General features: G+C 47.4%; 15 protein-coding genes, 4 tRNA genes, 2 rRNA genes and 3 pseudogenes. 19 read left to right on the top strand and 5 right to left on the bottom strand.

All coding sequences use genetic code 11. The features are described from left to right. Positions 1–190: 190 nt before the first annotated feature. The 9 genes from GC56T2_RS10465 to GC56T2_RS10425 all read left to right on the top strand — a co-directional run bounded on the left by GC56T2_RS10465 (position 191) and on the right by GC56T2_RS10425 (position 12,557). Entirely contained in the window at positions 191–1,480 is a 1,290-nt protein-coding gene (locus tag GC56T2_RS10465) for an ABC transporter substrate-binding protein (RefSeq protein ID WP_144975010.1), read from the top strand. 234 nt (positions 1,481–1,714) lie between these two features. Beyond that, positions 1,715–2,632, top strand: coding sequence for a carbohydrate ABC transporter permease (locus GC56T2_RS10460; protein ID WP_172706493.1), 918 nt, complete (start codon positions 1,715–1,717; stop codon positions 2,630–2,632). After that, on the top strand, positions 2,625–3,449 hold the full coding sequence (locus GC56T2_RS10455) for a carbohydrate ABC transporter permease (RefSeq protein WP_144975006.1): 825 nt from the start codon (positions 2,625–2,627) through the stop codon (positions 3,447–3,449). Before GC56T2_RS10460 ends, GC56T2_RS10455 begins: the two co-directional genes overlap by 8 nt. Before the next feature lie 21 nt (positions 3,450–3,470). Beyond that, complete coding sequence (gene lacZ, locus GC56T2_RS10450; RefSeq protein WP_144975004.1) at positions 3,471–6,512, top strand: beta-galactosidase, LacZ type; 3,042 nt, start codon at positions 3,471–3,473, stop codon at positions 6,510–6,512. A gap of 172 nt (positions 6,513–6,684) precedes the next feature. After that, positions 6,685–7,095: a transposase gene (locus tag GC56T2_RS10445; RefSeq protein ID WP_144975002.1), complete on the top strand. Its 411-nt coding sequence runs from the start codon at positions 6,685–6,687 to the stop codon at positions 7,093–7,095. 684 nt (positions 7,096–7,779) lie between these two features. Beyond that, on the top strand, positions 7,780–8,970 hold the full coding sequence (locus tag GC56T2_RS10440) for a galactokinase (protein ID WP_144975000.1): 1,191 nt from the start codon (positions 7,780–7,782) through the stop codon (positions 8,968–8,970). Continuing rightward, complete coding sequence (gene galE / locus GC56T2_RS10435) at positions 8,967–9,953, top strand: UDP-glucose 4-epimerase GalE (RefSeq protein ID WP_144974998.1); 987 nt, start codon at positions 8,967–8,969, stop codon at positions 9,951–9,953. The genes GC56T2_RS10440 and galE overlap by 4 nt, the downstream gene beginning before the upstream one ends. 2 nt (positions 9,954–9,955) lie before the next feature. After that, a complete protein-coding gene (galT, locus tag GC56T2_RS10430) occupies positions 9,956–11,482 on the top strand; it encodes a UDP-glucose--hexose-1-phosphate uridylyltransferase (RefSeq protein ID WP_144974996.1) in 1,527 nt (508 codons plus the stop codon). Positions 11,483–11,537: 55 nt separating this feature from the next. Beyond that, positions 11,538–12,557, top strand: a complete 1,020-nt coding sequence (locus tag GC56T2_RS10425) for a LacI family DNA-binding transcriptional regulator (RefSeq protein WP_144974994.1) — start codon at positions 11,538–11,540, stop codon at positions 12,555–12,557. 19 nt (positions 12,558–12,576) lie between these two features. Here the strand turns inward: GC56T2_RS10425 and GC56T2_RS10420 are convergent, their stop codons facing one another. After that, the gene (locus tag GC56T2_RS10420) at positions 12,577–13,020 is read right to left on the bottom strand and encodes an Hsp20/alpha crystallin family protein (RefSeq protein WP_144974992.1); all 444 of its coding nucleotides are present in this window, start codon (positions 13,018–13,020) and stop codon (positions 12,577–12,579) included. A gap of 62 nt (positions 13,021–13,082) precedes the next feature. Next, a complete protein-coding gene (locus tag GC56T2_RS10415; protein WP_144974990.1) occupies positions 13,083–13,373 on the bottom strand; it encodes a hypothetical protein in 291 nt (96 codons plus the stop codon). Positions 13,374–14,058: 685 nt separating this feature from the next. Here GC56T2_RS10415 and GC56T2_RS10410 point away from each other — a divergent pair. The 7 genes and pseudogenes from GC56T2_RS10410 to GC56T2_RS10380 all read left to right on the top strand — a co-directional run. After that, positions 14,059–15,616 (top strand): 16S ribosomal RNA (locus GC56T2_RS10410). 148 nt (positions 15,617–15,764) lie between these two features. After that, positions 15,765–18,694, top strand: a 23S ribosomal RNA gene (locus GC56T2_RS10405). The 16S and 23S rRNA genes sit together here with 4 tRNA genes alongside, the layout of an rRNA operon. 212 nt (positions 18,695–18,906) lie before the next feature. Then, positions 18,907–18,978, top strand: a tRNA-Gly gene (locus tag GC56T2_RS10400). A gap of 9 nt (positions 18,979–18,987) precedes the next feature. Then, positions 18,988–19,061, top strand: a tRNA-Arg gene (locus GC56T2_RS10395). A gap of 99 nt (positions 19,062–19,160) precedes the next feature. Then, positions 19,161–19,231, top strand: a tRNA-Gly gene (locus GC56T2_RS10390). A 329-nt stretch (positions 19,232–19,560) separates the two neighbouring features. Continuing rightward, a tRNA-Arg gene (locus tag GC56T2_RS10385) sits at positions 19,561–19,637 on the top strand. Positions 19,638–20,003: 366 nt separating this feature from the next. Further along, a pseudogene (locus GC56T2_RS10380) lies at positions 20,004–20,360 on the top strand (transposase); the annotation flags it as partial. A 396-nt stretch (positions 20,361–20,756) separates the two neighbouring features. Here the strand turns inward: GC56T2_RS10380 and GC56T2_RS10375 are convergent. Continuing rightward, complete coding sequence (locus GC56T2_RS10375; protein WP_015375695.1) at positions 20,757–21,890, bottom strand: IS4-like element IS5377 family transposase; 1,134 nt, start codon at positions 21,888–21,890, stop codon at positions 20,757–20,759. 664 nt (positions 21,891–22,554) lie between these two features. Here GC56T2_RS10375 and GC56T2_RS10365 point away from each other — a divergent pair. Continuing rightward, complete coding sequence (locus GC56T2_RS10365; RefSeq protein WP_144974988.1) at positions 22,555–22,803, top strand: helix-turn-helix domain-containing protein; 249 nt, start codon at positions 22,555–22,557, stop codon at positions 22,801–22,803. Between the two features lie 434 nt (positions 22,804–23,237). Here the strand turns inward: GC56T2_RS10365 and GC56T2_RS10360 are convergent, their stop codons facing one another. Then, complete coding sequence (locus GC56T2_RS10360; protein WP_144974986.1) at positions 23,238–23,837, bottom strand: hypothetical protein; 600 nt, start codon at positions 23,835–23,837, stop codon at positions 23,238–23,240. Between the two features lie 222 nt (positions 23,838–24,059). Between GC56T2_RS10360 and GC56T2_RS10355 the strand changes: the two are divergent. Next, positions 24,060–24,925: pseudogene (locus GC56T2_RS10355) on the top strand (IS982 family transposase). A gap of 26 nt (positions 24,926–24,951) precedes the next feature. Here the strand turns inward: GC56T2_RS10355 and GC56T2_RS18375 are convergent. Next, positions 24,952–25,179, bottom strand: a complete 228-nt coding sequence (locus GC56T2_RS18375; protein WP_370454567.1) for a hypothetical protein — start codon at positions 25,177–25,179, stop codon at positions 24,952–24,954. A gap of 151 nt (positions 25,180–25,330) precedes the next feature. Here GC56T2_RS18375 and GC56T2_RS10350 point away from each other — a divergent pair. After that, positions 25,331–26,518 (top strand): annotated as a pseudogene (locus GC56T2_RS10350) (IS701 family transposase). The last annotated feature ends 49 nt before the right edge of the window (positions 26,519–26,567 follow it).

Raw genomic sequence — 26,567 nt, 5'->3', positions numbered from 1 at the left:
CAGTTGGCAACATAATATGCATAAGATGACAATGTTTATAAACATTGTCATCTTATGCACTTAGTGAAAAGGTTCATTTACTTTCACTAAAACGACAAATGAAAAATGTATGTTTTTCGTCTGTGTATTCTTAATTAGACTTCTTTTTTGCCAAAAATTTATAAGAATTAAAAAACAGGAGGGGTTTTCTTTGAAAAAGATTTTGACACTATGTTTAGTAAGTATTCTTTTATTAACTGCTTGTTCTTCAAAAACGCAAAACGGTGGAGCTGGAGATAGCACAAAAAGTACGAAAGAAATAACAGTGTGGACGTGGGATCCAAATTTTAACGTAAAAGCGATGAAAATTGCAGAAGAGTTTTATAAGAAAGAGAATCCTAATTTTAAATTAAAAATTATTGAAAATGCTCAAGAGGATATCGTTCAGAAGCTTAATACAAGTTTGAGTTCTGGCACAACGAAAGGCTTGCCAAATATCGTATTAATTGAAGACTATCGTGCGCAGAGCTTCCTTAAAGCGTATCCTGATGCATTCTATGACCTATCAAAATATTTCAAAGCGGAAGATTTTGCTGAATATAAGCTTGCTCCTACTAGTTTAAATGGCAAACATTATGGTCTTCCATTTGATACAGGGGTTGCTGGACTATACGTGAGAACAGATTATTTACAAAAAGCAGGATATACTATTGATGATTTGCAAGGATTGGACTGGAACAAATATATTGAAATCGGAAAAAAGGTAAAACAAGCAACAGGTAAATATATGCTTGCGCTCGATCCTAAAAATCTGGGGATCATTCGCGAGATGATTCAAACTAGTGGTTCGTGGTATGTGAAAGAAGATGGCGTAACTCCGAATTTGGCAGACAATGAGCCGCTGAAGGAAGCGTTTAGAACTTACAAAGAGATTGTAAACGCAGGGATATCGAAACCTATTTCCGACTGGAGTCAATTTGTTGCCTCTTTTAATAGTGGAGCAGTTGCATCAATTCCAACGGGAAACTGGATTACGGCTTCTGTTAAAGCTGAAGCTTCTCAAGCCGGTAAGTGGGCTGTTGTGCCTTTTCCAAAACAATCGGGCATTCCAAACTCTGTTAATGCTACGAACCTAGGCGGAAGTTCTTGGTATGTACTTAACATTCCCGGAAAAGAAAAGGCGGCAGAATTTTTAGCCAAAACGTTTGGATCAAATGTGGAGTTCTATGAAGCACTAAACAAAGAGATTGGTGCAATTGGCACATACAAACCAGTTGCTAATAGCGAGACTTATCAAGCTGCAGATGAATTTTTTGGAGGACAAAAAGTTACAGCGGATTTTTCTAAATGGATGAAAGACATTCCTCAAGTTAACTACGGTGCACATACGTATGTGATTGAAGACATTTTAGCAGCTGCTATGCAAGACTACTTGAAAGGTAAAGATCTGAACAAAGTATTGGAAGATGCACAGAAGCAAGCAGAACAACAAATTAAATAAATATACAGAACATCTATCAATTGTTTTATGAATTAAGCCCCGGGATTCCGCCGTCCTGTCTGATTGTTATACTAGAACCATTCCGTAGGAGGCGGAATGGTTCGGGGCTTTTCAGTGAAGAGGTGCGCCTTGAGTTGTTATTTTCATGCACGTACGGAGAGTAAAAGTTTGTCCACGGATTTTTTGTTATCAATAGTGATAGGGAGTTGAGATAGAGTGATTCCGTCAACAAAGATGAATATAGATTTGACGATTAAAACAGGTCGAAATATTAATCGGAAACACCGTATTAAGAGCACAATAGTTGGATGGTCTTTTGTGATATTGGCTACTATTATGATTTGCGTATTTTATTTCTATCCAATGGTTCAGGCATTGATTCTTTCGTTACAATCAGGTTCGGGTGCGAATCTAACTTTTGTTGGACTGAAAAATTATGCTCGTCTATTTAACGATCCTACCTTTTTAACAACTGTAAAAAATACAGTGATATACCTTATTATTCAAGTTCCGATTATGATTATTGTCGCTTTATTCTTAGCCGTACTATTGAATAATCCGAAATTAAAGCTGAGAGGATTGTTCCGAACAGCAATCTTTTTACCATGTGTCACTTCCCTAGTTGCGTATTCTGTCATATTTAAATATTTGTTTAGCCAAGATGGACTGATCAACGTTCTGTTGACGAAATTTTCCCTTATATCTGAACCAATCAACTGGCTAGCTGATCCTTTTTGGGCTAAAGTGACCATTATTATTGCTCTTACGTGGAGATGGACAGGCTATAATATGATTTTTTACTTATCTGCTCTACAAAATATCGATCAATCCATTTATGAAGCCGCTAAAATTGATGGTGCTTCGCCAGTTCAGCAGTTTTTTAAAATTACGATTCCATTGTTAAAGCCTATGATTTTGTTTACATCAATCACTTCAACAATCGGTACGCTCCAGCTGTTCGATGAAGTAGTGAACATTACGCAAGGGGGACCGGGAAATGCAACGATGACGATTTCTCAATATATCTACAATCTTTCATTTAAATATACTCCTGATTTCGGTTATGCGGCAACAGTTTCGTATGCGATTGTGATTATGATTGTATTCTTTTCTATTATTCAGTTTAAAGTGGCAGGTGATAAAAATGAGTAATCTTAAAAACGTATTCAACTATACTGTTTTAACCATTGCATCTATTGTTTCTGTGTTTCCATTTTTGTGGATGGTTGTTAGTGCAACGAATAAATCAGTAGAAGTGACGAAAGGGCGGTTGTTGCCAGGTAGTCACTTTATGGAAAACTTCCGCAACCTGCTTGATAGCACTAATCTGGTCAATGCATTAATGAATTCGGCAAAAATCGCGATTGTAACAACTTTACTTGCACTGTTGGTCTCCTCTTTGGCTGGTTACGGATTTGAAATTTTTAAAAGCAAAACCAAAGATTTGGTATTTAATTTCTTATTGCTTTCAATGATGATACCTTTTGCTGCTTTAATGGTCCCGTTGTTTAGAATGTTTGGGACAATATCGCAAATATTTCCGAGCATGGGTATTGATACAATGATGGCCGTTATTTTGCCGACAGTCACAACGGCATTTCTGATTTTTTTCTTCCGCCAAAGCACGAAAATGTTCCCGAAGGAAATTATTGAAGCGGGCCGAATTGATGGATTGTCTGAATGGGGGATCTTCTTCAGGCTGTATGTCCCTACCATGAAAACAACCTATGCAGCCGCGGCCATTATTACATTTATGTCGAGCTGGAACAGCTATTTATGGCCACTTGTCATATTACAGTCTCCGGAGAACCAGACGGTGCCATTGCTTATATCAAATCTCGGATCGAGTTATTCTCCAGACTTTGGAATGATCATGACCGCTATTGTGATCGCTACCTTGCCGACGGCGCTGATCTTCTTTTTCATGCAAAAACACTTCGTTGCCGGGATGCTCGGTTCAGTAAAATGATGAGTAGGGAGTGTGGAAATAATGAAAAAAACATTAACAACCCCCACATTAGAATGGCTTTTGGATCCTTGTGTTTTCGGGGTTAATCGCCTGCCTGCCCATTCGGACCATATTTATTATGAGACGTTGGAAGAAGCAAAAAGTAGAATTTCTATGTCGATGCGCTATGAGTTGAATGGGAATTGGAAGTTTCACTATGCAGTCAATCCAGCTAGCCGCCCGGCGAAATTTTATCAGCTTGATTTTGATTGCTCAAACTGGAGTGATATTTCCGTACCAGGGCATATTCAGTTGCAAGGTTATGGAACTCCCCAGTATGTAAATATAATGTATCCGTGGGATGGTCATTGCGATGTTCATCCTCCAGAAGTTCCAATGGATTATAATCCAGTAGGAAGCTATATAAAAATTTTTAATCTCCCTAAAAGCATGAAAGATAAACCGGTGTATATTTCTTTTCAAGGAGTAGAGTCAGCGTTTTATGTTTGGTTGAACGGGCAGTTTGTTGGATATAGTGAGGACTCTTTCACGCCGGCAGAATTTGAACTTACACCTTTTATAAAGGATGGAGAGAATAAGCTCGCGGTTGAGGTTTACCAGTACAGTACCGGAAGTTGGCTTGAGGATCAGGATTTCTGGCGTTTTTCTGGAATCTTTCGCGATGTATACCTTTATACAGTGCCAGATATTCATGTCTATGACTTACATGTTCGCGCCGAATTGGATTCGTCCTATACGAGAGGCATGTTAACGGCGGACTTTACCTTTTTGTCTCCGGTACCTGCTGGCTCTAGGTTTATCGCTGCGCTGTATGATGCGAAAGGCGACCTTGTAGCCCAAAAAAACGGAGAGCTTCATGGCGAAAAGGGGACATTTTCTATTGCGGTCGATGAACCGGAATTATGGAGCGCGGAGAAACCGTATTTGTATAAGCTATATATTCAGATTTTTAACGAGTTTGGTCAATTGGTAGAGGTTGTTCCACAGAAGGTTGGTTTTCGAAGATTCGAGATCATCAATAAAGTTATGCACCTTAACGGAAAACGGATCGTATTTAAAGGCGTTAACCGACATGAATTTCATTGCCGAAGAGGCCGAGCGATCACAAAGGAAGATATGCTATGGGATATTAAAACGTTGAAGCGTCATAACATTAACGCAGTCCGCACGTCACACTATCCGAATCAAAGCTATTGGTATGAACTATGTGATGAATACGGCATCTATGTCATTGATGAAATGAATTTGGAAACGCACGGGACATGGCAAAAATTAGGGCGTGTCGACCCCACATGGAATGTTCCGGGGAACAATCGAGAATGGCAAGACATTGTTATGGACCGGGCGATTTCAATGTTTGAAAGGGATAAGAACCATCCTTCCATCCTGATTTGGTCATGTGGAAATGAATCGTATGCTGGGGAAGTTTTGTTAAACGTCGCCAACTATTTTCGGTCAGTTGATCCGAGCCGTCTTGTCCATTATGAAGGAGTATTCCATGCTCGCGAGTACAATGATATAAGCGATATAGAAAGTCGTATGTACGCAAAGCCTCATGAAATTGAAAAGTATTTAACAGAAGATCCGGATAAACCGTATATCAGTTGCGAATATATGCATGCAATGGGGAACTCGCTCGGCGGTATGTACAAATATACGGATTTGGAACAAAAGTATCCGATGTATCAAGGTGGTTTTATTTGGGACTTCATTGATCAAGCCCTTGTAAAAAAAGATTGCTATGGAAAAGAATTTTTGGCATATGGAGGGGACTTTGGCGACCGTCCAACCGATTACAATTTTTGCACGAATGGAATTGTCTATGCCAACCGGGAGTTGTCGCCGAAGATGCAGGAAGTAAAATATCTTTATCAAAATTTTAAGCTTTCACCCGATCAATACGGTGTCAATATTAGAAATGAAAGTCTTTTCGCTGACACAAGTGAATATGATTTAGAATACGTCCTATTTCTTGAAGGAAGAGAGTTGTATCGAAACAAGATGAATGTATCAGTAGCACCGCAGAAAGAGAAAAGAGTCGAGTTTGACTGGCCCATTGGGATGATGAAAGATGCAGGTGAATATTGCATTCATGCTTCATTTAAATTGAAAGAAAAAACCCTTTGGGCTGATGTTGGTTATGAGGTGGCATTCGGCCAGTTTGTATTCCAGATTGGTTCCAAGGAATTCGGTATTCCTAGCGGAAAGTTAAAAGTTGTCCATGGTGATGTCAATATTGGAGTGCACGGCAAAGATTTTACAATCTTGTTTTCCAAACATGTAGGAAGCCTAGTTTCAATGAATTACGCAGGCAATGAGATGATTGCAGTCCCCCCTGCACCATTGTTTTGGAGGGCCTCGACTGATAATGACCGAGGGTTTATGCAAGACTTTTATTCGGGGCTTTGGTATGCGGCAAGTTTGGCGCGTAAATGTGTAAAAGTCGATGTGAAAGAGGAAATGGCCCAAGTAAATGTCACCTTTACCTACAAATTTTCTATTAACCCCGAATTGGAAGTGAAAATTGGTTATACCGTTTATGCTGATGGCAGCATTCGCGTGCAAGTGGTCTATCATGGAGTTGAGAATCTTCCATCAATTCCAATTTTTTCGGTATCATTCAAGGTTCCAGCCGACTATAATCAACTCGAGTGGTATGCAATGGGACCCGAAGAAAACTATGTCGACCGCTCAAAGGGGGCAAGACTTGGAATTTTTAGAAATCAAGTATCTGACAATGTATCGTGCTATCTCAAACCGCAGGAATCAGGGAACAGAACAGGCGTTCGTAAAGTGAGCTTAACGAATAACAATGGACAGGGAATAAAAATTTCTTCTATAACTGAACCGTTGGAATGCAACTTTTCGCCATACACAGCCTTTGAACTTGAACATGCCAATCATCATTACGAGTTGCCCAATATTCATTATACGGTTGTCACTGTAGCAGGTCGACAAATGGGAGTTGGCGGAGACGACAGCTGGGGCGCCCCCGTTCACGATGAATACGTCATTAAGGCAGATCAAGACATGGAATTTGAGTTTATGATTCATAAAGTTTAGCAAAAACAGCATTATGATGTAATCTTCTCATCTTAGCGTTTTCATTTATCTCGAAAAATAAAAATTGCCATAACAATATGTGCTCATTAAAAAACTAATCTTCGTAATTACTCGTGCACACTCCAATGATCCTGTTCCTAAGGAAACCAATGGAAAAGGAGCAGGATCATTCATGAAGCGTTTGTGCATCACCAACGATCACGGATGGACGCCGCAGACGCTTCGTAAACAGGAACGGAACGTCAAACATGCTCTTCTTCGCCAACGGGTGATGGGCGTTCTCCTGTTCATCGATGATGAAATGCCTGTCTATTCGCATCCTGTGTTGAGGTTCACTTGGTCTGAGGTTCGCCGTCAAAAACGAGTGTTGACATTCGGCTACCACACCACCTTGGGTATTTGGGGCTGTCAACGTCCACGATGGGGATGCCGTCCTTCACGAGGCGGAAAAGCCGTCAATGCCACGACATTCTTGGATGTCTTGCTCCGGCTCAAAGAGCGGGATCCCAATCCGATCGTGGTGCTTGTCTTGGACCATGCCCGGATTCATCAAGCTCGAATCGTGAAGGGATTTTGGCAATAAGTAAGATTATAGTTTAATTTCCTATATTCCCCCTGCTCGTCTCAGCTCAATCCGATCGAGCGTTTGTGGAAATGGTTGAAAGGGATACGGTGATTAACAACGCCTTTCACAAAGACCGCCCTGGATCCGGCAAGCGATTCAACGATTGGGTCATTCCATTCAGGAACGCCCGAAGGATGTGTTGCAGTGCTTGGGGTATGCTGTTTCATGGAGAAGTTCACTTTTCAAGGTGCATGTATTATAGGTAGATAAACAAAAATGAAAAGTGCAGGAAGCTATGTTTTCAGCTCTCATTGGCCAATATAGTACAAGAAAAATTGGTGCCTATGCAATTATCAAATTTGAAAGTGATATCCGGTATATTTTATTTATTTGTTGCTTTGGATTAGCTCGATACTAAGATTTGAACACTACCGCTAGTTTAAGGTTAAGAAATAAAATTATGAAGTGATTTTACTTTTTTAGGTATATAAAAAGAAAAGTTCCATAGATAGTGCCATCTGCCCTCCACCCGGGGATGAAGATACGCGTCAGTTCGGTATTTTCACAGAAAGGAAAGGTATTACGGTTGTAATTTTGAATTACATGTCGAATAAGCAACCTAGAAAAAATTCTTTTTTATTGTTTTTAGTAAAATTTATACTAAAATATATACTAGGAATTGATTGTTTAGGAGGCGTCATCATGGCTGCTAGTTTCGGCTTGACAGAAACCTTTAGAAATGTATTTGGTGGGGGTGAAAAACAGGTTCGTATCTTCTTCGCCCCCGGCCGCGTCAATTTGATCGGCGAGCACACCGATTACAACGGCGGGCATGTGCTGCCGTGCGCCCTTGCGATGGGCACGTATGCGCTTGTGCAGCCAACGAAAGAGCCGCTCGTGCGGCTGTACTCAACAAACTTTCCGGGAACCGGCGTCATTACCGTTCCGTATGATGACTTGTCATACCGGAGCGAGCACGGCTGGGCGAACTACCCGAAAGGGGTTTTGGCCGCGTTCCAGGCGCTTGGCCCGCTGGAGACCGGATTGGATATTTTGTATAACGGTACGATCCCGAACGGCGCCGGACTGTCGTCATCGGCGTCGATTGAACTCGTGACCGCGGTGATGCTCAACGAATTGTTCGGGCGCGGGCTTGACCAGCTGGAGCTTGTGAAAATGAGCCAAAAGGTAGAAAATCAATACGTTGGCGTCCATTGCGGCATTATGGATCAGTTTGCCGTCGGCATGGGGAAACAAAACTGCGCCATCCTACTAAACTGCCAGACGCTTGAGTACCGCTATTTGCCATTGGTGCTTGACGATTGTTCGATCGTCATCGCCAATACGAACAAAAAGCGCGGCCTGGCGGACTCGGCGTACAACGAGCGGCGGGCGACGTGCGAAGCAGCGCTTGCCAAGTTGCAAAACGTGCGCAACATCGCCTCGCTCGGCGAGCTGACGAGCGCAGAGCTCGATCAATACGCTCACCTTCTTTCCCCGCTCGAACAAAAACGGGCCCGCCATGCGGTGACGGAAAACGAGCGGACGCTTGCGGCGGCCGCGGCGCTTGAGCAGGGAGACCTCGGTCGTTTTGGTGAGCTGATGAAGCAGTCGCATTTGTCGCTGCGCGATGACTATGAAGTGACGGGCATCGAACTCGATACGCTTGTCGAAGCGGCATGGGCGCACGAAGGAACGGTCGGGGCGCGCATGACCGGAGCCGGGTTCGGCGGCTGCACGGTGAACATTGTAAAAAAAGCCTATGTTCAAGACTTCATTGAACGGGTCGGAAACGCGTATGCCGAAAAAATCGGGTACGAAGCAAGCTTTTATGTCGTTGATGTTGGTGACGGGGCGAAAGAACTCACGGAACTGGAGGAGATGTGCCGATGATTTTGGTTTGCGGAGGGGCAGGGTATATCGGCAGCCATGCGGTATACCGTCTGCTCGAAAAAGGGGAAGAGGTCGTCGTTGTCGATAACTTGCAGACGGGGCACAAAGAAGCGGTTCACCCTGATGCAGTGTTTTGCCAAGGCGATATTCGCGACCGCGACTTTTTGCGCGGCGTGTTTCGCCGGCACGACATTGAGGCGGTCATTCATTTTGCGGCGAACTCATTGGTCGGTGAAAGCATGGAAGAGCCGCTGAAATATTACGACAACAATGTGTACGGCACACAAGTGCTGTTTGAAGTGATGAAGGAATGCGGCGTCAACCAAATCGTTTTTTCCTCAACCGCCGCGGTGTATGGAGAGCCGAAACAAGTCCCGATCGTTGAAACCGATCCGACGGAACCGACGAATGCATACGGAGAAACGAAGTTGGCGATGGAAAAGATGATGAAATGGGCGGATCGCGCCTACGGCATTCGTTCGATTTCGCTTCGGTATTTTAACGTTGCCGGAGCGTACGGCACGGCAATCGGCGAGGATCATGATCCGGAGACGCATTTGATTCCGTTGATTTTGAAAGTGCCGCTCGGCCAGCGCGAGGATATTTCCATTTACGGTGATGACTATGATACGCCCGACGGCACATGCATCCGTGACTACATTCATGTGCTCGATCTCGTCGATGCCCACGTTTTGGCGCTTCATAAACTGCGGAACGGAGCGGCCAGCGACGTGTACAATTTAGGCAACGGCAATGGCTTCAGCGTCAAAGAAGTGATTGAAGCGGCGCGGCAAGTGACCGGTCATCCCATTCCCTCCCGCGTTGTGGCGCGGCGTCCGGGCGACCCGGCGAGACTTGTCGCGTCATCGGAAAAAGCAAAGCGCGAGCTTGGCTGGGAGCCCAAATTCCCATCCATTACCGATATTGTCGCCTCGGCGTGGGAATGGCACAAAGCGCGGCCGAACGGCTATCGAGGTGTGTGACAATGGAAACGATTTTTGCGGCGATTGAACAACTGATCCGTTATGCCGAGCAACGCGGCCTTTTAGCGCCGGAAGATGTTGTGTACGCGCGCAACCGCCTGCTGGCAACGCTCCGACTCACGGAATGGCAGCCGGCCGAGGTCAAGGACGTTCCCTTGGCCTCGCCGGCCCCGGGATTGGACGCCATGATCGATTGGGCGTATGAACAAGGATTGTTGGAAACGAATACAACGACCGAGCGCGATATATGGGATGCGAGACTGATGGACTGCGTCATGCCGCGGCCGTCGGAAGTGATCCGCGCCTTTTACGAGCGATACCGCCGCGACCCGCAGGAGGCGACGGACTGGTTTTATTCGTTGAGCCAAGCGTCCAATTACATTCAAACGGCGCGCATCGCCAACAATCAGCACTGGAAAGTGTCAACCATCTATGGAGAATTGGATATCACCATTAACTTGGCGAAGCCGGAAAAAGACCCGAAGGAAATCGCCAAAATGAAAGAAGCACCGTCATCCTCGTACCCGAAATGTGTGCTGTGCAAAGAAAATGAAGGGTATGAAGGAACGTGGAGCCACCCAGCTCGTTCCAATCATCGAGTCATCCCGATCACGTTATTGGATGAACAGTGGTATTTCCAATATTCTCCCTACGTGTATTATAATGAACATTGCATCGTCTTCCACGCCGAGCATGTGCCGATGAAAATAGAACGAAAGACGCTCGAGCGTTTGCTTGATTTTGTGGAACAATTTCCCCATTATTTTATCGGCTCGAACGCTGACTTGCCGATTGTCGGCGGCTCGATTTTAACACACGATCATTTTCAAGGCGGGCGCTATCTGTTTGCGATGGAAAAGGCAGAGATCGAGGAATATATTGATCTCCCTTCGTTTCCATCACTGACGGCAGGGATTGTCCGCTGGCCGATGTCGGTCATCCGTTTAACCGGGGCGAAAGAGGACGTGCTGGAGGCGGCGGTGCGTCTGTATGAGGTGTGGCGGGCGTACAGCGATCCAAGTGTCGAGATTATCGCTTCTAGCGGCGATGTCCCGCACAATACGATTACCCCGATCGCCCGGAGGCGCGGCAATTTGTTTGAATTGGACATCGTTTTGCGCAACAACCGAACATCGGCAGAGCATCCGTATGGCATTTTCCATCCGCATCAGGAACTGCATCATATCAAAAAAGAAAATATCGGCTTGATCGAAGTGATGGGGCTGGCGGTGCTGCCGGGGCGGCTTGCCGTGGAACTCGAAACGTTGGCCGACTACCTTGTGCATCGGACGAAAAAAGAAGACTGGGACGAGACAATGCGTAAACATTGGCATTGGTGCGAAGCCATTCGCTCGGCTTATCCGGACATCACAAAGGAAAATGTCCATGACATTTTGCGGTACGAAGTCGGACAACGGTTTGTGACCGTATTGGAGCACGCCGGCGTATTTAAGCGGGACAAGCGGGGAAGGGGAGCGTTTCGCCGCTTCCTTAGCCATGCGGTGGAGAAGATGTCGTCTTTTGCATAAACAAGGCGAAAAAACGTGTTTCATATGAAACAGGAAGGAAGGAGTCACACAGACTATGGCCACCTTAAAAGAAATTGCCGAAAAGGTCGGCGTCTCTGTCGCAACCGTGTCGCGCGTGCTCAACTACGACACAACGCTATCCGTCTCCGACGAGACGAGAAAGCGTATTTTTGAAGTCGCTCAAGAGCTGAACTACAAAACATTGCGGGAACGGAGCCAACAGGCGCGTGAATCATTTCGCTTCGGGCTCATTCACTGGTATTCGGAGCATCAAGAAATCGACGACCCGTATTATATGGCGATCCGCCTCGGCGTGGAAAAAGAATGTTTTGAACGCGGCATCGAACTCGTCAAATTGTTTAAACAGAACGGCGCTTATCCGATTGAACGGATGAAAGGGCTTGATGGCATCATTGCCGTCGGGAAATTCGGTCCGAACGAAGTGAGCGCCTTTGCCGAAGGGGCGAAGCAAATCGTCTTTGTCGACTGCTCGCCGGATGAACGGCGGTTTGACTCGGTCGTGATTGATTTGCGTCAGGCGACGATTGCGGTGCTCGACTACTTGCTTCGGCTTGGGCACACGAAAATCGGATATATCGGCGGCCGCGAATATGTCGACGGGGAAACACCGATTCGTGATGAGCGGGAAACAGCGTTTTACGAATATTTGTATGTCAAGGGGATACACGATTCGCGCCATGTATGGATTGGCTCCTTTACGGCCGAGGATGGCTATCGGCTGATGAAAGAGGCGATTGCCAAAGGGGACTTGCCGACAGCGTTTTTTATCGCCAGCGATTCGATGGCCATCGGCGCTTTGCGCGCGTTGCACGAAGCGGGCATCGCCGTTCCGGAAGAAGTGGCCGTTGTGGGGTTCAATGATCTTCCGACCGCCGCCTTTCTTCACCCGCCGCTTTCAACGGTGAAAGTATACACAGAATTTATGGGCGAAACAGCGGTAGAGATGCTCGTTGAACGGTTGACGACCAACCGAACCATCTGCAAGAAAGTTGTCGTGCCAACAGAGTTCGTCATCCGCGCCAGCAGCGAGAGACGTGAAAAGGGGAGCGGTTGATCAACCGCTCCCTTCCATATTAGTGGAATTCGATATCAACGCGTTTTTTCGTTCCTGTTGTTGTTTTCGGGATGTGAATGTCGAGCACGCCGTTTTTGTACGTCGCGCGAATGTTTTCCGTCGCCGCATCAGCCGGCAGGGTGATCGAACGTTGGAAGCGGCCGAAGAAGCGTTCGCGCCGGTGCATTTGTTCTTCTTTGACATCATGATGGCGCTGAATCGTGCCGCTGATGGTCAACATGTTGTTCTGCACGTCGATATGTACATCTTCTTTTCGCTCGAGACCCGGCAAGTCGCACGAAACAACGTATTCGTTGGCTGTTTCATGCATGTCGATGCGCGGCATCCAGTGCTGCTCATCCATATGAGTGAACAGCGATGGAAAATCACTCGTGAAAAAGCGGTTCATATCACGGCGAATCGATTCCAAATGGCGAAACGGGTCATACGGAATTAACGCCATAACTGCTTTCCTCCTTGGTGTCACTGGATTCCGTTCAATAGTATGAGCCGTATGTTCGTGAATTATGTATGACTGGGGCGCAATTGTTCCATTGCCGTCAAATACGTTTGAATGAGCGCGATTTTTATGTCATTGGGCAAATCCGACGCAGTCACTCGCTTAACTGCGTAATAAAATTTCACTTCAGGCGTCTGCCGCAAACGCGGATGCGTCCATTCGTCGCGCAGCTCCTGCCGGATCGTTTCATATAAAAGGGTTTTGCTTTTCTGTTCATCAAGCGACTCCGGTGTGAGCGAACGATTCGGCCAAAGGCGGCGGTATCCGTCAAGCAAAACAGAAAATGGGTGATTCATTGTAACGATTCCTCCTTAATTGATGGGGTGTTTTTCGTCTTACAATATTATATAAGAACGATCATGACAGAAGGCAATCGGGCTGCGATGTGGCGGTCAGAAATTCCAATTGACATGAAGGGATGGACGTAATATAATCAAATTCGCCATTTCGCGATCGTGCAAAGTCAAAAGGCAAACGACGGAGATGGGACAATCAAAAAAGTTGTTGACAAACAAAGAATGATGATTATAATAATATATTGCCGTGATGAAATGAACGCGGCACAAAGCGATGGAAACAACCGCTTGACATTTTGAAAGATTTATTTATAATAATAGTTGTCGTTAAGTTGCAAAAGCAGTTGCTTGTTCCTTGAAAACTGAACGAAACGAAGCGCAACGAAAGGCTGAGGTCCGTGGATCGCCGCGACGGGCAAATGTTCTTCACCCGCAGGGGTGCTTGCACCCCGAGGGGGAAGGTTATTTGACCCCGAGCGGCGGCGGACCGAAGCTAGACAATACGAAAAGCGGAGGCCGCTTGCCTATCGGCGAAACGCGCTGGAGGGCCTGCGAGGAGGCTGTTGCCGCCGCAGCAGGACCGAAGCGTCGCGAGCCGATAGCGGCCGAAGCTAGACAATACGAAAAGCGGAGGCCGCTTGACACGTTTGGTGTCGGCGCCGAAGCTTACAAAGCCAATCAACTTTCATTGGAGAGTTTGATCCTGGCTCAGGACGAACGCTGGCGGCGTGCCTAATACATGCAAGTCGAGCGGACCGAATCGGAGCTTGCTCTGGTTGGGTCAGCGGCGGACGGGTGAGTAACACGTGGGCAACCTGCCCGCAAGACCGGGATAACTCCGGGAAACCGGAGCTAATACCGGATAACACCGAAGACCGCATGGTCTTTGGTTGAAAGGCGGCCTTTGGCTGTCACTTGCGGATGGGCCCGCGGCGCATTAGCTAGTTGGTGAGGTAACGGCTCACCAAGGCGACGATGCGTAGCCGGCCTGAGAGGGTGACCGGCCACACTGGGACTGAGACACGGCCCAGACTCCTACGGGAGGCAGCAGTAGGGAATCTTCCGCAATGGACGAAAGTCTGACGGAGCGACGCCGCGTGAGCGAAGAAGGCCTTCGGGTCGTAAAGCTCTGTTGTGAGGGACGAAGGAGCGCCGTTTGAACAAGGCGGCGCGGTGACGGTACCTCACGAGAAAGCCCCGGCTAACTACGTGCCAGCAGCCGCGGTAATACGTAGGGGGCGAGCGTTGTCCGGAATTATTGGGCGTAAAGCGCGCGCAGGCGGCTCCTTAAGTCTGATGTGAAAGCCCACGGCTCAACCGTGGAGGGTCATTGGAAACTGGGGAGCTTGAGTGCAGGAGAGGGGAGCGGAATTCCACGTGTAGCGGTGAAATGCGTAGAGATGTGGAGGAACACCAGTGGCGAAGGCGGCTCTCTGGCCTGTAACTGACGCTGAGGCGCGAAAGCGTGGGGAGCAAACAGGATTAGATACCCTGGTAGTCCACGCCGTAAACGATGAGTGCTAAGTGTTAGAGGGGTCACACCCTTTAGTGCTGCAGCTAACGCGATAAGCACTCCGCCTGGGGAGTACGGCCGCAAGGCTGAAACTCAAAGGAATTGACGGGGGCCCGCACAAGCGGTGGAGCATGTGGTTTAATTCGAAGCAACGCGAAGAACCTTACCAGGTCTTGACATCCCCTGACAACCCAAGAGATTGGGCGTTCCCCCTTCGGGGGGACAGGGTGACAGGTGGTGCATGGTTGTCGTCAGCTCGTGTCGTGAGATGTTGGGTTAAGTCCCGCAACGAGCGCAACCCTCGCCTCTAGTTGCCAGCATTCGGTTGGGCACTCTAGAGGGACTGCCGGCGACAAGTCGGAGGAAGGTGGGGATGACGTCAAATCATCATGCCCCTTATGACCTGGGCTACACACGTGCTACAATGGGCGGTACAAAGGGCAGCGAACCCGCGAGGGGGAGCGAATCCCAAAAAGCCGCTCTCAGTTCGGATTGCAGGCTGCAACTCGCCTGCATGAAGCCGGAATCGCTAGTAATCGCGGATCAGCATGCCGCGGTGAATACGTTCCCGGGCCTTGTACACACCGCCCGTCACACCACGAGAGCTTGCAACACCCGAAGTCGGTGCGGTAACCCTGACGGGAGCCAGCCGCCGAAGGTGGGGCAAGTGATTGGGGTGAAGTCGTAACAAGGTAGCCGTACCGGAAGGTGCGGCTGGATCACCTCCTTTCTAAGGATGACAAACCTTTCGGTTCAATGAACATGGCGCTTCCGTTTCGTTCAGTTTTGAGGGAACGAGTGATGTTCTCTCAATGGCAAACGTCGTTCTTTGAAAACTAGATAACCGCAAAAGTAAAGGAAGAAGCCGAGACTCTGTAGGTTAAGCTAGAAAGGGCGCACGGTGGATGCCTTGGCACTAGGAGCCGATGAAGGACGGGGCAAACGCCGAAACGCTCCGGGGAGCTGTAAGCAAGCGTCGATCCGGAGATGTCCGAATGGGGGAACCCACTGTCCGTAATGGGGCAGTATCCATGCCTGAATCCATAGGGCATGGAGGGCACACCCGGGGAACTGAAACATCTTAGTACCCGGAGGAGAAGAAAGCAAACGCGATTCCCTGAGTAGCGGCGAGCGAAACGGGAACAGCCCAAACCAAGAGGCGAGTCCTCTTGGGGTTGTAGGACCGCTCACTATGGGAGTGAGAAAGGAACGGGGTAGACGAACCGGTCTGGAACGGCCGGCCAGAGAAGGTGAGAGCCCTGTAGTCGAAACTTCGTTCCCTCCCGAGCGGCTCCTGAGTACGGCGGGACACGGGAAATCCCGTCGGAAGCAGGGAGGACCATCTCCCAAGGCTAAATACTCCCTAGTGACCGATAGTGAACCAGTACCGTGAGGGAAAGGTGAAAAGCACCCCGGAAGGGGAGTGAAAGAGAACCTGAAACCGTGTGCCTACAAGTAGTCAGAGCCCGTTCATGGGTGATGGCGTGCCTTTTGTAGAATGAACCGGCGAGTGACGATGGCGTGCGAGGTTAAGCCGAAGAGGCGGAGCCGCAGCGAAAGCGAGTCTGAACAGGGCGCAGGAGTACGTCGTCGTCGACCCGAAACCAGGTGATCTACCCATGTCCAGGGTGAAGGCCGGGTAACACCGGCTGGAGGCCCGAACCCACGCACGTTGAAAAGTGCGGGGATGAGGTGTGGGTAGGGGTGAAATGCCAATCGAACTTGGAGATAGCTGGTTCTCCCCGAAATAGCTTTAGGGCTAGCCTCGGGTGTAAGAGTCTTGGAGGTAGAGCACTGATTGGGCTAGGGGCCCTCATCGGGTTACCGAACCCAGTCAAACTCCGAATGCCAACGACTTATGCCCGGGAGTCAGACTGCGAGTGATAAGATCCGTGGTCGAGAGGGAAACAGCCCAGATCGCCAGCTAAGGCCCCCAAGTGCACGTTCAGTGGAAAAGGATGTGGAGTTGCGAAGACAACCAGGATGTTGGCTTAGAAGCAGCCACCATTTAAAGAGTGCGTAATAGCTCACTGGTCGAGTGACTCTGCGCCGAAAATGTACCGGGGCTAAACGTGCCGCCGAAGCTGCGGGATGACCGTTGGTCATCGGTAGGGGAGCGTTCTAAGGGCAGAGAAGCCAGACCGGAAGGACTGGTGGAGCGCTTAGAAGTGAGAATGCCGGTATGAGTAGCGAAAACAGAGGTGAGAATCCTCTGCGCCGAAAGCCTAAGGGTTCCTGAGGAAGGTTCGTCCGCTCAGGGTTAGTCGGGACCTAAGCCGAGGCCGAAAGGCGTAGGTGATGGGCAACAGGTTGAGATTCCTGTACCACCTCCTTCCCGTTTGAGCGATGGGGGGACGCAGGAGGATAGGGCGAGCAGGCGGCTGGAAGAGCCTGTCCAAGCAGTGAGGCTGGCCAGTAGGCAAATCCGCTGGCCGGAAGGCCAAGCTGTGATGGCGACGGAGTGATCCGGAAGTCCCCGATTTCACACTGCCAAGAAAAGCCTCTAGCGAGGGAAGAGGTGCCCGTACCGCAAACCGACACAGGTAGGCGAGGAGAGAATCCTAAGGCGCGCGGGAGAACTCTCGTTAAGGAACTCGGCAAAATGACCCCGTAACTTCGGGAGAAGGGGTGCTCTTTCGGGTGAAGAGCCTGGAAGAGCCGCAGTGAAAAGGCCCAAGCGACTGTTTATCAAAAACACAGGTCTCTGCGAAGCCGAAAGGCGACGTATAGGGGCTGACACCTGCCCGGTGCTGGAAGGTTAAGGGGAGCGCTTAGCGGAAGCGAAGGTGCGAACCGAAGCCCCAGTAAACGGCGGCCGTAACTATAACGGTCCTAAGGTAGCGAAATTCCTTGTCGGGTAAGTTCCGACCCGCACGAAAGGTGTAACGACTTGGGCGCTGTCTCAACGAGAGACCCGGTGAAATTATACTACCTGTGAAGATGCAGGTTCCCCGCGACAGGACGGAAAGACCCCGTGGAGCTTTACTGCAGCCTGATATGGAATTTTGGTATCGCTTGTACAGGATAGGTGGGAGCCTAAGAAGCCGGAGCGCCAGCTTCGGTGGAGGCGACGGTGGGATACCACCCTGGCGGTATTGAAATTCTAACCCGCACCCCTTAGCGGGGTGGGAGACAGTGTCAGGTGGGCAGTTTGACTGGGGCGGTCGCCTCCCAAAAGGTAACGGAGGCGCCCAAAGGTTCCCTCAGAATGGTTGGAAATCATTCGGAGAGTGCAAAGGCACAAGGGAGCTTGACTGCGAGACGGACAGGTCGAGCAGGGACGAAAGTCGGGCTTAGTGATCCGGTGGTTCCGCATGGAAGGGCCATCGCTCAACGGATAAAAGCTACCCCGGGGATAACAGGCTGATCTCCCCCAAGAGTCCACATCGACGGGGAGGTTTGGCACCTCGATGTCGGCTCATCGCATCCTGGGGCTGTAGTCGGTCCCAAGGGTTGGGCTGTTCGCCCATTAAAGCGGTACGCGAGCTGGGTTCAGAACGTCGTGAGACAGTTCGGTCCCTATCCGTCGCGGGCGTAGGAAATTTGCGAGGAGCTGTCCTTAGTACGAGAGGACCGGGATGGACGCACCGCTGGTGTACCAGTTGTCCCGCCAGGGGCACCGCTGGGTAGCTATGTGCGGACGGGATAAGCGCTGAAAGCATCTAAGCGTGAAGCCCCCCTCAAGATGAGATTTCCCATCGCGTTAGGCGAGTAAGATCCCTCGAAGATGACGAGGTTGATAGGTCCGAGGTGGAAGCGTGGCGACACGTGGAGCTGACGGATACTAATCGATCGAGGGCTTAACCTAGAAAAGTGGAAGCGCCGTGTTTCGCTCTCGAAGCCAAATGTTCTTCACCCGCAGGGGCGCTCGCGCCCCGAGGGGGAAGGTTATTTGGCAGAAGAGAGCTAGGCGCTGGAACTGGACAATAGAAAAGCGCAGGCGAGCCGGAGCTAGACCGGACGAAATGCGGCTTCTTCCGACGGTTATCTAGTTTTGAAGGAATGAATTCCTCTCATGATGCGGAAGTAGTTCAGTGGTAGAACACCACCTTGCCAAGGTGGGGGTCGCGGGTTCGAGTCCCGTCTTCCGCTCTCTGCCGTGCGCTCGTAGCTCAATTGGATAGAGCATCTGACTACGGATCAGAAGGTTAGGGGTTCGAATCCTCTCGAGCGCGTTTATTCATTAGTTTGAGAAAGATATTGACAAAAAAGAAATTAGCGATTATATTTTTATTGCAGTTGTTTCTAAGACAAGTTCCAATGATATGGATCATGCGGGTGTAGTTTAATGGTAAAACCTCAGCTTCCCAAGCTGAAGTCGTGGGTTCGATTCCCATCACCCGCTTTTCTTTATTTAAAGAAACGGTGAAGGATGTTACTCATTGTCTGCATTGCATTTCCGCAGCTCAGCGGGATAGAGCAACAAACGAGACATCCTCGAATGAACTGCGAGTTGCCCCGACGCATCAAGCTTCTTTGCGTGAGCTGGTAGAGGAAGGGGCAGCGATGGAAGATTAGAGTGTCATCTTGGTTATGTCCCAGTAGCTCAGTAGGATAGAGCAACGAGCGAGACATCTTCGAATGAGCTGCGGGTTGCCCCGACGCATCGTGCTTCCTTGCGTGATCTGGTAGAGGAAGGGGCAGCGATGAAGATTAGAGTGTCATCTTGGTTATGTCCCAGTAGCTCAGTAGGATAGAGCAGCGGCCTTCTAAGCCGTCGGTCGGGAGTTCGAGTCTCTCCTGGGACGCCACTTACATACGATCGGTTCGGGTTAACAGTGCTGAAACCCTTGATATGACCGCATTTGCGGTCATTTTTCATTTTTTGGGAATCCCGAAAAAAACGATAGAATCCGAAAAAATTTTGCACGAATTTTGTGCGCATGAGAAGTGTGTTGCCCATATAAAAATGATTTTGCCAAGTGACCTATAAGACTGGTGAAAGACCGCGGATTCCCTTCATCAATGGGGAACGCGTGAAAAGCAGAACCGATGCAACAAGGTTTTTCTCGTTAAGTAATTGTAAATTATCACTTTATCATCGGAATAAATGAGTCATTTTTTGCCCATTCTTTCAGAAAGCCCTCTCCCCTTTTCTGAAGGAATGTGCTAATTTACATCATGAGAGTGCAGGGAAACGGTTGTCAGGTCGAACGAGGAAAACGAGGAAAGGGAACAAGAAGCTGAGGTCGTGCCTCGTGGAATGCGCCCGTGCCACCGCCCGAACGAAGAACACGTACCTATCGGCCAAGTATTATCGGATCGCCAAACGAAGAGGAGCGAATCGAGCGAGTGTCGCAGTCCGGAGAACGATTTTAGAACGGATTGATTACATCTTAACTCGAAAGGAACCGTATAGAGAGTTGGGAGCGGACTACTGGGATCGGCAGCGAGAAGCGAGCCTCGTGCGTCAAACGGTGAAACGATTAGAGGGGGTAGCGTACGAAGTGAAACTGGAAAAAACGAGTGCATAGCACGGATAAACCATATATATACTGTAATGCCTTAATTTAGAAATTAGTTCCAAAGACTAGGGGATCCTTGTTTTTTTTGTCTTAAGTGGTGTTTTCAGGATAGACAAAATCAAACAACCATAAAAATAGCCCTTGCCTAGAAAACTCAACTAGCAACGCGGCCTATAAATAATACAAGAAAACCAACTGATCCACAAACCTAAAGGGAGCTTGGTTTTTTGTTGTATTTTTATCCATAAAATAACAATGCCTTTCTTAATCGTCTTTAGTGTAATACTTTATAAAACTTATAAATGAAATTAGAACTATTGCAATGATATTAGCTGTAACAGAAACTCGTTCATTCTCAACAAACACGTTAAACACCCAAACAAAAAAGAAAATCACGAGTGTTGATTATCCAAAATTATACATACGCCTTCCATAAATTTGGGCATACTCAAACAAAGCAGCGGCCATCCCGGATTTCCAATCGAGAGGAAGCTGCCCAGAGAAAAAACGGCGAACGAACGAAATGAAGGAAAGAGAGACGTTCGTCTGTTTTTTGGTTTGATCATACAGCCATCGCAGCAACACATACGCGATGAACGCCGCAAACAGTTGGTTGTATACCGCATTTTCCGTCGTGCCAAACAAGGTCGGGACATTCAGATATTGCTTCACCCAACGGAAAAAGACCTCAACAGTCCAACGTTGTTGGTACATGTCGGCAATGGTTTCCGCAGACGCATGGAAGAGGTTCGTCACGACCCGAATGTCGCGGCCATTCGCATCTCGAAAGATCACCACCCGGTGACGCTTGGTGGAGCGGCATTGTTTCGTCCCCAACTGGCACGTGAAGTCGGCTTGAACCGATGAGGATGTGCTGGAAAGGCGTTTCAAGCTTTTTTTCTGATGAAGTTCGATGTTGTCCTTCATCCGAATGACAAAGAGCTGATGCTGCTCCACAAATCGATCGAGGCGTTCGATTTTGAAATACGCCCGGTCTTCCACCAGCACTTGTTGAGCGTTCGTCAACTGTTCTCCCACCGGGCCATCATGACGCAGTCCGATGGTTTCCACCACGTCTGCCGGCAACGAGGATTCCGGCGAATACGCGACGTGCAGCTTCACTCCGGCGCGTTCGCCGTGATACGGCGCCCATGGCAGGCGGTTTTTCCCGACCGTGACGGTCGTCGAATCCACCACCCGAAGCGGTTTGGGAAACCGAAGCGAACGGCGGGTTTGGCGGTTGCACTTGGAAATGATCAACGCCAACAAGCGTTTCATGATGTCATAGGGAACTTCTTTCGCTTTCTTGGATACAGTTGAATAATGGAATCGCGGCAATCCATACAGAGGCCCCACATCGGCTCCGTGGCGAAAGCTTTTCCATTGATGCATGGCGGCCAGCAGGAAGAAGTGAATCAACTCGCGCAACGTAAAGGTTCGAGACGAATCACGATACCCAACCGCTTCGGCAATCAGTTGAATCTCTTCATCCGAAACAAGTTTTTGCATCAAATTCGGGAGTGTGGTATGCTTGTTCATAGAGAGCACCTCCTGGGTTTGTTTGTGTCGCTACTCACATTCTACAGGAAAGGTGCTCTTTTTTCTATACCCTTTGGATTTTATTGGATAATCAACACGCCTGAAAGAAAATGATCAACAGAATATCTTTATATTTTTGTTTAATTGTTTTTTTCATCTCACTCTTCCTTTCTTTAAATAATTTATTCTTACTGTAGATTTGCTCATCTACAGTATCAAACAAAAAAACGGAAGAGAGCGCTCACTTTCTTGGAATGAACAAAAAAGCAAGAGGTGATACGGAATGAATATCGTTGCAATCAGAATATTTTTACGCTTGCAGCTCTCGCGACATTAATCAAAACAGCGCTAGAGATTGAGGAAATGGTCGCGAAGCGCAAGCGTAAGAAACGAAAAAAACGATAAGCTAACTAGGGGTGGGGTTACCGCCAACCTCACCCTCTCAAGAATATTATATCCGTTCTTCCACACAAATTCCAATGAAGAAATGGTTCAAAAAAATCGAAGCGACAGATTGCTTTTTCGCAATGTTGTTCCTGTCTTGGTTGAACGAAATTGATTTCCACAACATGACGATTTTAAGATGGCTCACGTTGGTGCTTGTTGCAGCTTGGGTGATCATGATCGTGATCAAATACAAATTGAAATTCGAGGGTGATGATTGATGGAATACCACTTGAAGAACCGGGAAGAAGTGGAGTGCTTCATTAAAAATGAAGTCCTCACCACTTCCGAAGTGGTTGAAATTCTTGGAGTTACTCGTCAACGGATTAGTCAAATGATTTCCGCTGGCAAGTTGAATCCGATAAAAAAATTACGTGGTGATAGCTTGTTTTTACGGCGGGATATTGAAGAAAGAAAAAAAGAACTTGAGGCATTGCGAAAAAAATATCGCCCGTATGATGCAGAATAATGCAAAAAGCCCTTCTCATTCGAGAGGGGCTTTTATTTGTATTCATTAACCAAATATAAAGACTAGATAAATAAAAACGACAAATAAGAAAAACAAAGTAACTAAGGCGATACCTAACCACACAACTTTTCTAAAAATTTTTATTTTCTTGTCCGAATTACTTCTAAATGTTACTAGAGAAATAGCGCCAAAAATTATCCCTAAAAAGCCTCTATATAATGTGTTAAACCAAGTAACGTGATCATTTGGCCCTACTATTAACGTACCTAGTGCATAAATAAAGAAGATTATAGATAATATCAAAGAACTGTAAGTAAAAATTCGTCCTTTCTTGTTATTATTAGCAGAAAAATTATACATAAAATACCCCTTGTCTTAATTTTATTTTCTTTCTTTCGAAGCTTCTTTTATGATATAGTTTTTGAAGGCATCACCTATTGCTTTAATTTGATTATCTGTCGGGATTCCGTATTTTTTAAGTTTTTTTCTGCTAATGGGGCCATTAAGGATATAGGTGTTACATCGGCTTTGCCTATTTTAATATGAACATCAACTTTAGTTAAGTTTCTGTCAACAGATTCTTTAAATTTCTTTGTACCCCCGAAAGATTCGATAAATTCACTAAAGCGATGATGTACATCACCAGACTTTGAATAATATTTCTTAATTGCATCAGATAGTAGTAAATTTTTATTTTCTCTCATCATATTGGCAATGTTTACAGCATCTACATCCGCCAATATATCATCCCTTGAGAATGAACTGTTACCCCCAATAATGTTTTTTGCTTCTTTTTGAAGAACCTTTAGCTTGTTTGAATCTTTAGTATTTTCTTGGAGGTCTCCTAATGCAGTATGCAAATCACCCGCCCATCCAGCCCAAGAATCAGGAACAGGAGTATTTGATAATATTGCATCAATGGTTGCCGCTATATGTATGAAGTCAATCTTGTCACCAGTGACAGGATCTTTTATAAAAGCGCCTTGACCATTTGGACTAAAAAAATTATCTAATTTTTTGTTTTTTTGATTCAATATATTTCACATGTTTATCATCTATGGTACCAGCTGTAACATCCCACTTGAAGCCGTCATACTTCGTAGATCTTAAGTATTCTAAATCATAATCATTCAATACGTTTAGTTGTATCAAATAATCCGTGGTGCTAGATGAACTTGATCAAGCAAAAATAGCCCTTGCCTGGCGGATCTCCTGTAGAATGAAAGTGCAACCTACCATTCGAAAGGAGAATCCTCATGCAAGAGCACTTTCATTTTACTACAGATCGAGCTAAGATTCAAAAACAATATGCCGCCATTTTCTTTTTTGTCTCCGCCCAACTGTCATTGATTCAGACGCATCTTCAACAGCGCAACCGCCATTTGGTAAAGCAAGAAGATGGCGTGATCATAGCGATTCACATTTGGGGGAAACCGCTTGGTTTTTCTTCCGAACGGGCATGGCATCGCTTTGTCACCGGAAATTTGTTCCCAAACGGGCAGTTTCTTGAACGTTCCCGATCCAACCGTTGTTGTCGGGCACTGCGCTTTGCCATCAAATGGATTCGCCATGAACTGGCGAAACGCGGCCACCATCATGCTATGCCGTGGCCGATAGCTTACCGTTAGAGTGGTGCCATGCCACAAGAAGGCATCGTGTCAAACGGGTTCAAGGGATCGCCGACATCGGGTATGGCGCTTCAAAAAAGCAATGGTACGACGGCTGGAAACTGCACCGTCAAGTGACAGATCAAGGGTTGCCTATGGGCTATGTGGTGACGGAAGCGTCCTGCCATGATCGGATCGCCGCTGAAAGCGTGATGACTCAAATTCCTCATCCTTATCACCTCGGGGACAAAGGGTTCATTAGCCGTGAGTTGCAAAAAAAGCTGCACGAAGAATACCAAATGGCGCTTTGGACTCCGTCTCGAAAAAACCAGAAACATCGCCCGTCCGGGGCATGGGAGAAGTGGATCAAAAACACAAAATGATCGAGACGGTGTTCTCGGTTCTGGTTAACCAATACCGGATCACAGAGATTCGAGCGAATTTCGTGATCGGATTTGAAGTAGCGCTCGTGGTTAGCCTATTCGCTGATCACACTCGGGCTAGTTGAGTTCTAACGCTCAACTAGCGCCACGGGTTTTCTCTATAAATGTTTATTGATCTTTAATGGTTCTTCAAATCCGTTAATATATCTAAAAACTTTCTTATCACGATCAAAAATTGCTTTTCCGGCATGAACTAATCGGTGATGTGTTGGACACAAAATTACGATATTGGAAGGTTGATGATTTAGACTAATGGAGAAATACTCGATATGATGTGCTTCGACAACATTCACCCCGTAGGGATGTTGATGATTGACCCCACAAATTTGGCAAGAGTAGCTATAAATTTCTTTAAGATACTGTAGATGAGCAAATTCGCTAACATAAATTTACAACCAAATAAAAAAGGAGACATGAACCCGATTCCTTGGTTAGAATAGATGTACCACCAACTACCCACAAGGAGGTTCATGTCTCATGAATAGATTAGCACATCATCAAGGAATCCACAAGTTTTTCATGACGCTGGGATTGGCGCTTTATTTCTCGAAACCGGTCATCAAGCATCTCGTTCATATTGTGGATGCCTTGACTACCAAGGGATTTTCGGGAACATTGACCGATGTCCATCACTGGAGTTTTCATCCCAATCATCGAACCACGCTCAGCCCTTTTTTTCACGAAAAGCCCTTGGGATGAAGAGACGTTGCTTCGCAAACTCCAGCCATGGATCCTTCATCGCATCCAGCGAATCGCCAAACAGGAGAATCAACCCCTTTTTGTTTCGATTGATGATACCATTTGCCAAAAAACGAAGCCTTCGTCACGGGCTGCCCGCGCCATTCAAGGGTGTGATTGGCACTACTCGCACAAAGATCATCAATCCTTTGGGGGCATTCGCTCGTTTGGCTGATGGTGCATACTTTCTCGCAAGCGTTTCCGTTCGCCTTTCGTCTGTATGACAAGACGGCGGGAAGAAGCAAGATCGACCTAGCGATCGAGATGCTTTCCTCGCTCAAGGGGAAACGGGCTCAGCCGGTGTATGTGCTCATGGATTCGTGGTATCCGTCCCAAGCGCTCATCGAAGCCTGCCTGAAACAAGGATTCCATGTCATCGCCATGCTCAAGACGAACCGGATTCTCTATCCGAAAGGCATCGCCATCCAAGCGAAGAAGTTCGCCCGCTATATCGAGCCCAACGACACCCGCCTCGTCACGGTGGGGAAGGAGCGTTACCGCGTGTATCGCTACGAGGGAGCGATCCATGGCCTCGATGACGCGGTGGTGCTGCTGGCTTGGAAGGCGGATGAACCGATGACGCCAGATCATCTCCATGTTGTCTTGAGCACCGACCGGGAGCTAGGCGATGAAGAGATCTTGCGTTACTATGCCCAGCGCTGGACGATCGAATGCTTTTTCCGGCAGGCCAAAGACCAGCTGAAGCTCGATGGATACCGTGTTCGTCACATTCGGGCGGTGAAACGGTATTGGGCCGTGGTGCTGTTCGCCTGCGTATACAGCATCGCGGAATCTCAACAAGACCTCTCTTCCGGCCTGGAGCTTCTTCGTTCTCGGAAAGGACACAGCGTCGTTGAGTTCATCTACGATGCCGCGAAGCAAGAGATTCCCATTGATGTGATCAAAAAACAGCTCCATGTCGCCTAAGGGGTACCCTGTTTGTCTCTTAGTGAATGGAAATTACTGTAATGAAAAA

The organism is Geobacillus sp. C56-T2, assembly GCF_007829715.1.
In the GTDB taxonomy this organism is placed as follows: Bacteria; Bacillota; Bacilli; order Bacillales; family Anoxybacillaceae; genus Geobacillus; species Geobacillus icigianus.
This window is presented reverse-complemented; position numbering and strand designations above follow the sequence as displayed.

What these genes read in the sequence shown, in the direction of transcription:
- GC56T2_RS10460 (WP_172706493.1), top strand. Translation starts at nt 1,715, where the DNA reads ATGAATATAGATTTGACGATTAAAACAGGTCGAAATATTAATCGGAAA.
- GC56T2_RS10455 (WP_144975006.1), top strand. Translation starts at nt 2,625, where the DNA reads ATGAGTAATCTTAAAAACGTATTCAACTATACTGTTTTAACCATTGCA.
- lacZ (WP_144975004.1), top strand. Translation starts at nt 3,471, where the DNA reads ATGAAAAAAACATTAACAACCCCCACATTAGAATGGCTTTTGGATCCT.
- GC56T2_RS10445 (WP_144975002.1), top strand. Translation starts at nt 6,685, where the DNA reads ATGAAGCGTTTGTGCATCACCAACGATCACGGATGGACGCCGCAGACG.
- GC56T2_RS10440 (WP_144975000.1), top strand. Translation starts at nt 7,780, where the DNA reads ATGGCTGCTAGTTTCGGCTTGACAGAAACCTTTAGAAATGTATTTGGT.
- galE (WP_144974998.1), top strand. Translation starts at nt 8,967, where the DNA reads ATGATTTTGGTTTGCGGAGGGGCAGGGTATATCGGCAGCCATGCGGTA.
- galT (WP_144974996.1), top strand. Translation starts at nt 9,956, where the DNA reads ATGGAAACGATTTTTGCGGCGATTGAACAACTGATCCGTTATGCCGAG.
- GC56T2_RS10425 (WP_144974994.1), top strand. Translation starts at nt 11,538, where the DNA reads ATGGCCACCTTAAAAGAAATTGCCGAAAAGGTCGGCGTCTCTGTCGCA.
- GC56T2_RS10420 (WP_144974992.1), bottom strand. Translation starts at nt 13,020, where the DNA reads ATGGCGTTAATTCCGTATGACCCGTTTCGCCATTTGGAATCGATTCGC.
- GC56T2_RS10415 (WP_144974990.1), bottom strand. Translation starts at nt 13,373, where the DNA reads ATGAATCACCCATTTTCTGTTTTGCTTGACGGATACCGCCGCCTTTGG.
- GC56T2_RS10375 (WP_015375695.1), bottom strand. Translation starts at nt 21,890, where the DNA reads ATGAACAAGCATACCACACTCCCGAATTTGATGCAAAAACTTGTTTCG.
- GC56T2_RS10365 (WP_144974988.1), top strand. Translation starts at nt 22,555, where the DNA reads ATGGAATACCACTTGAAGAACCGGGAAGAAGTGGAGTGCTTCATTAAA.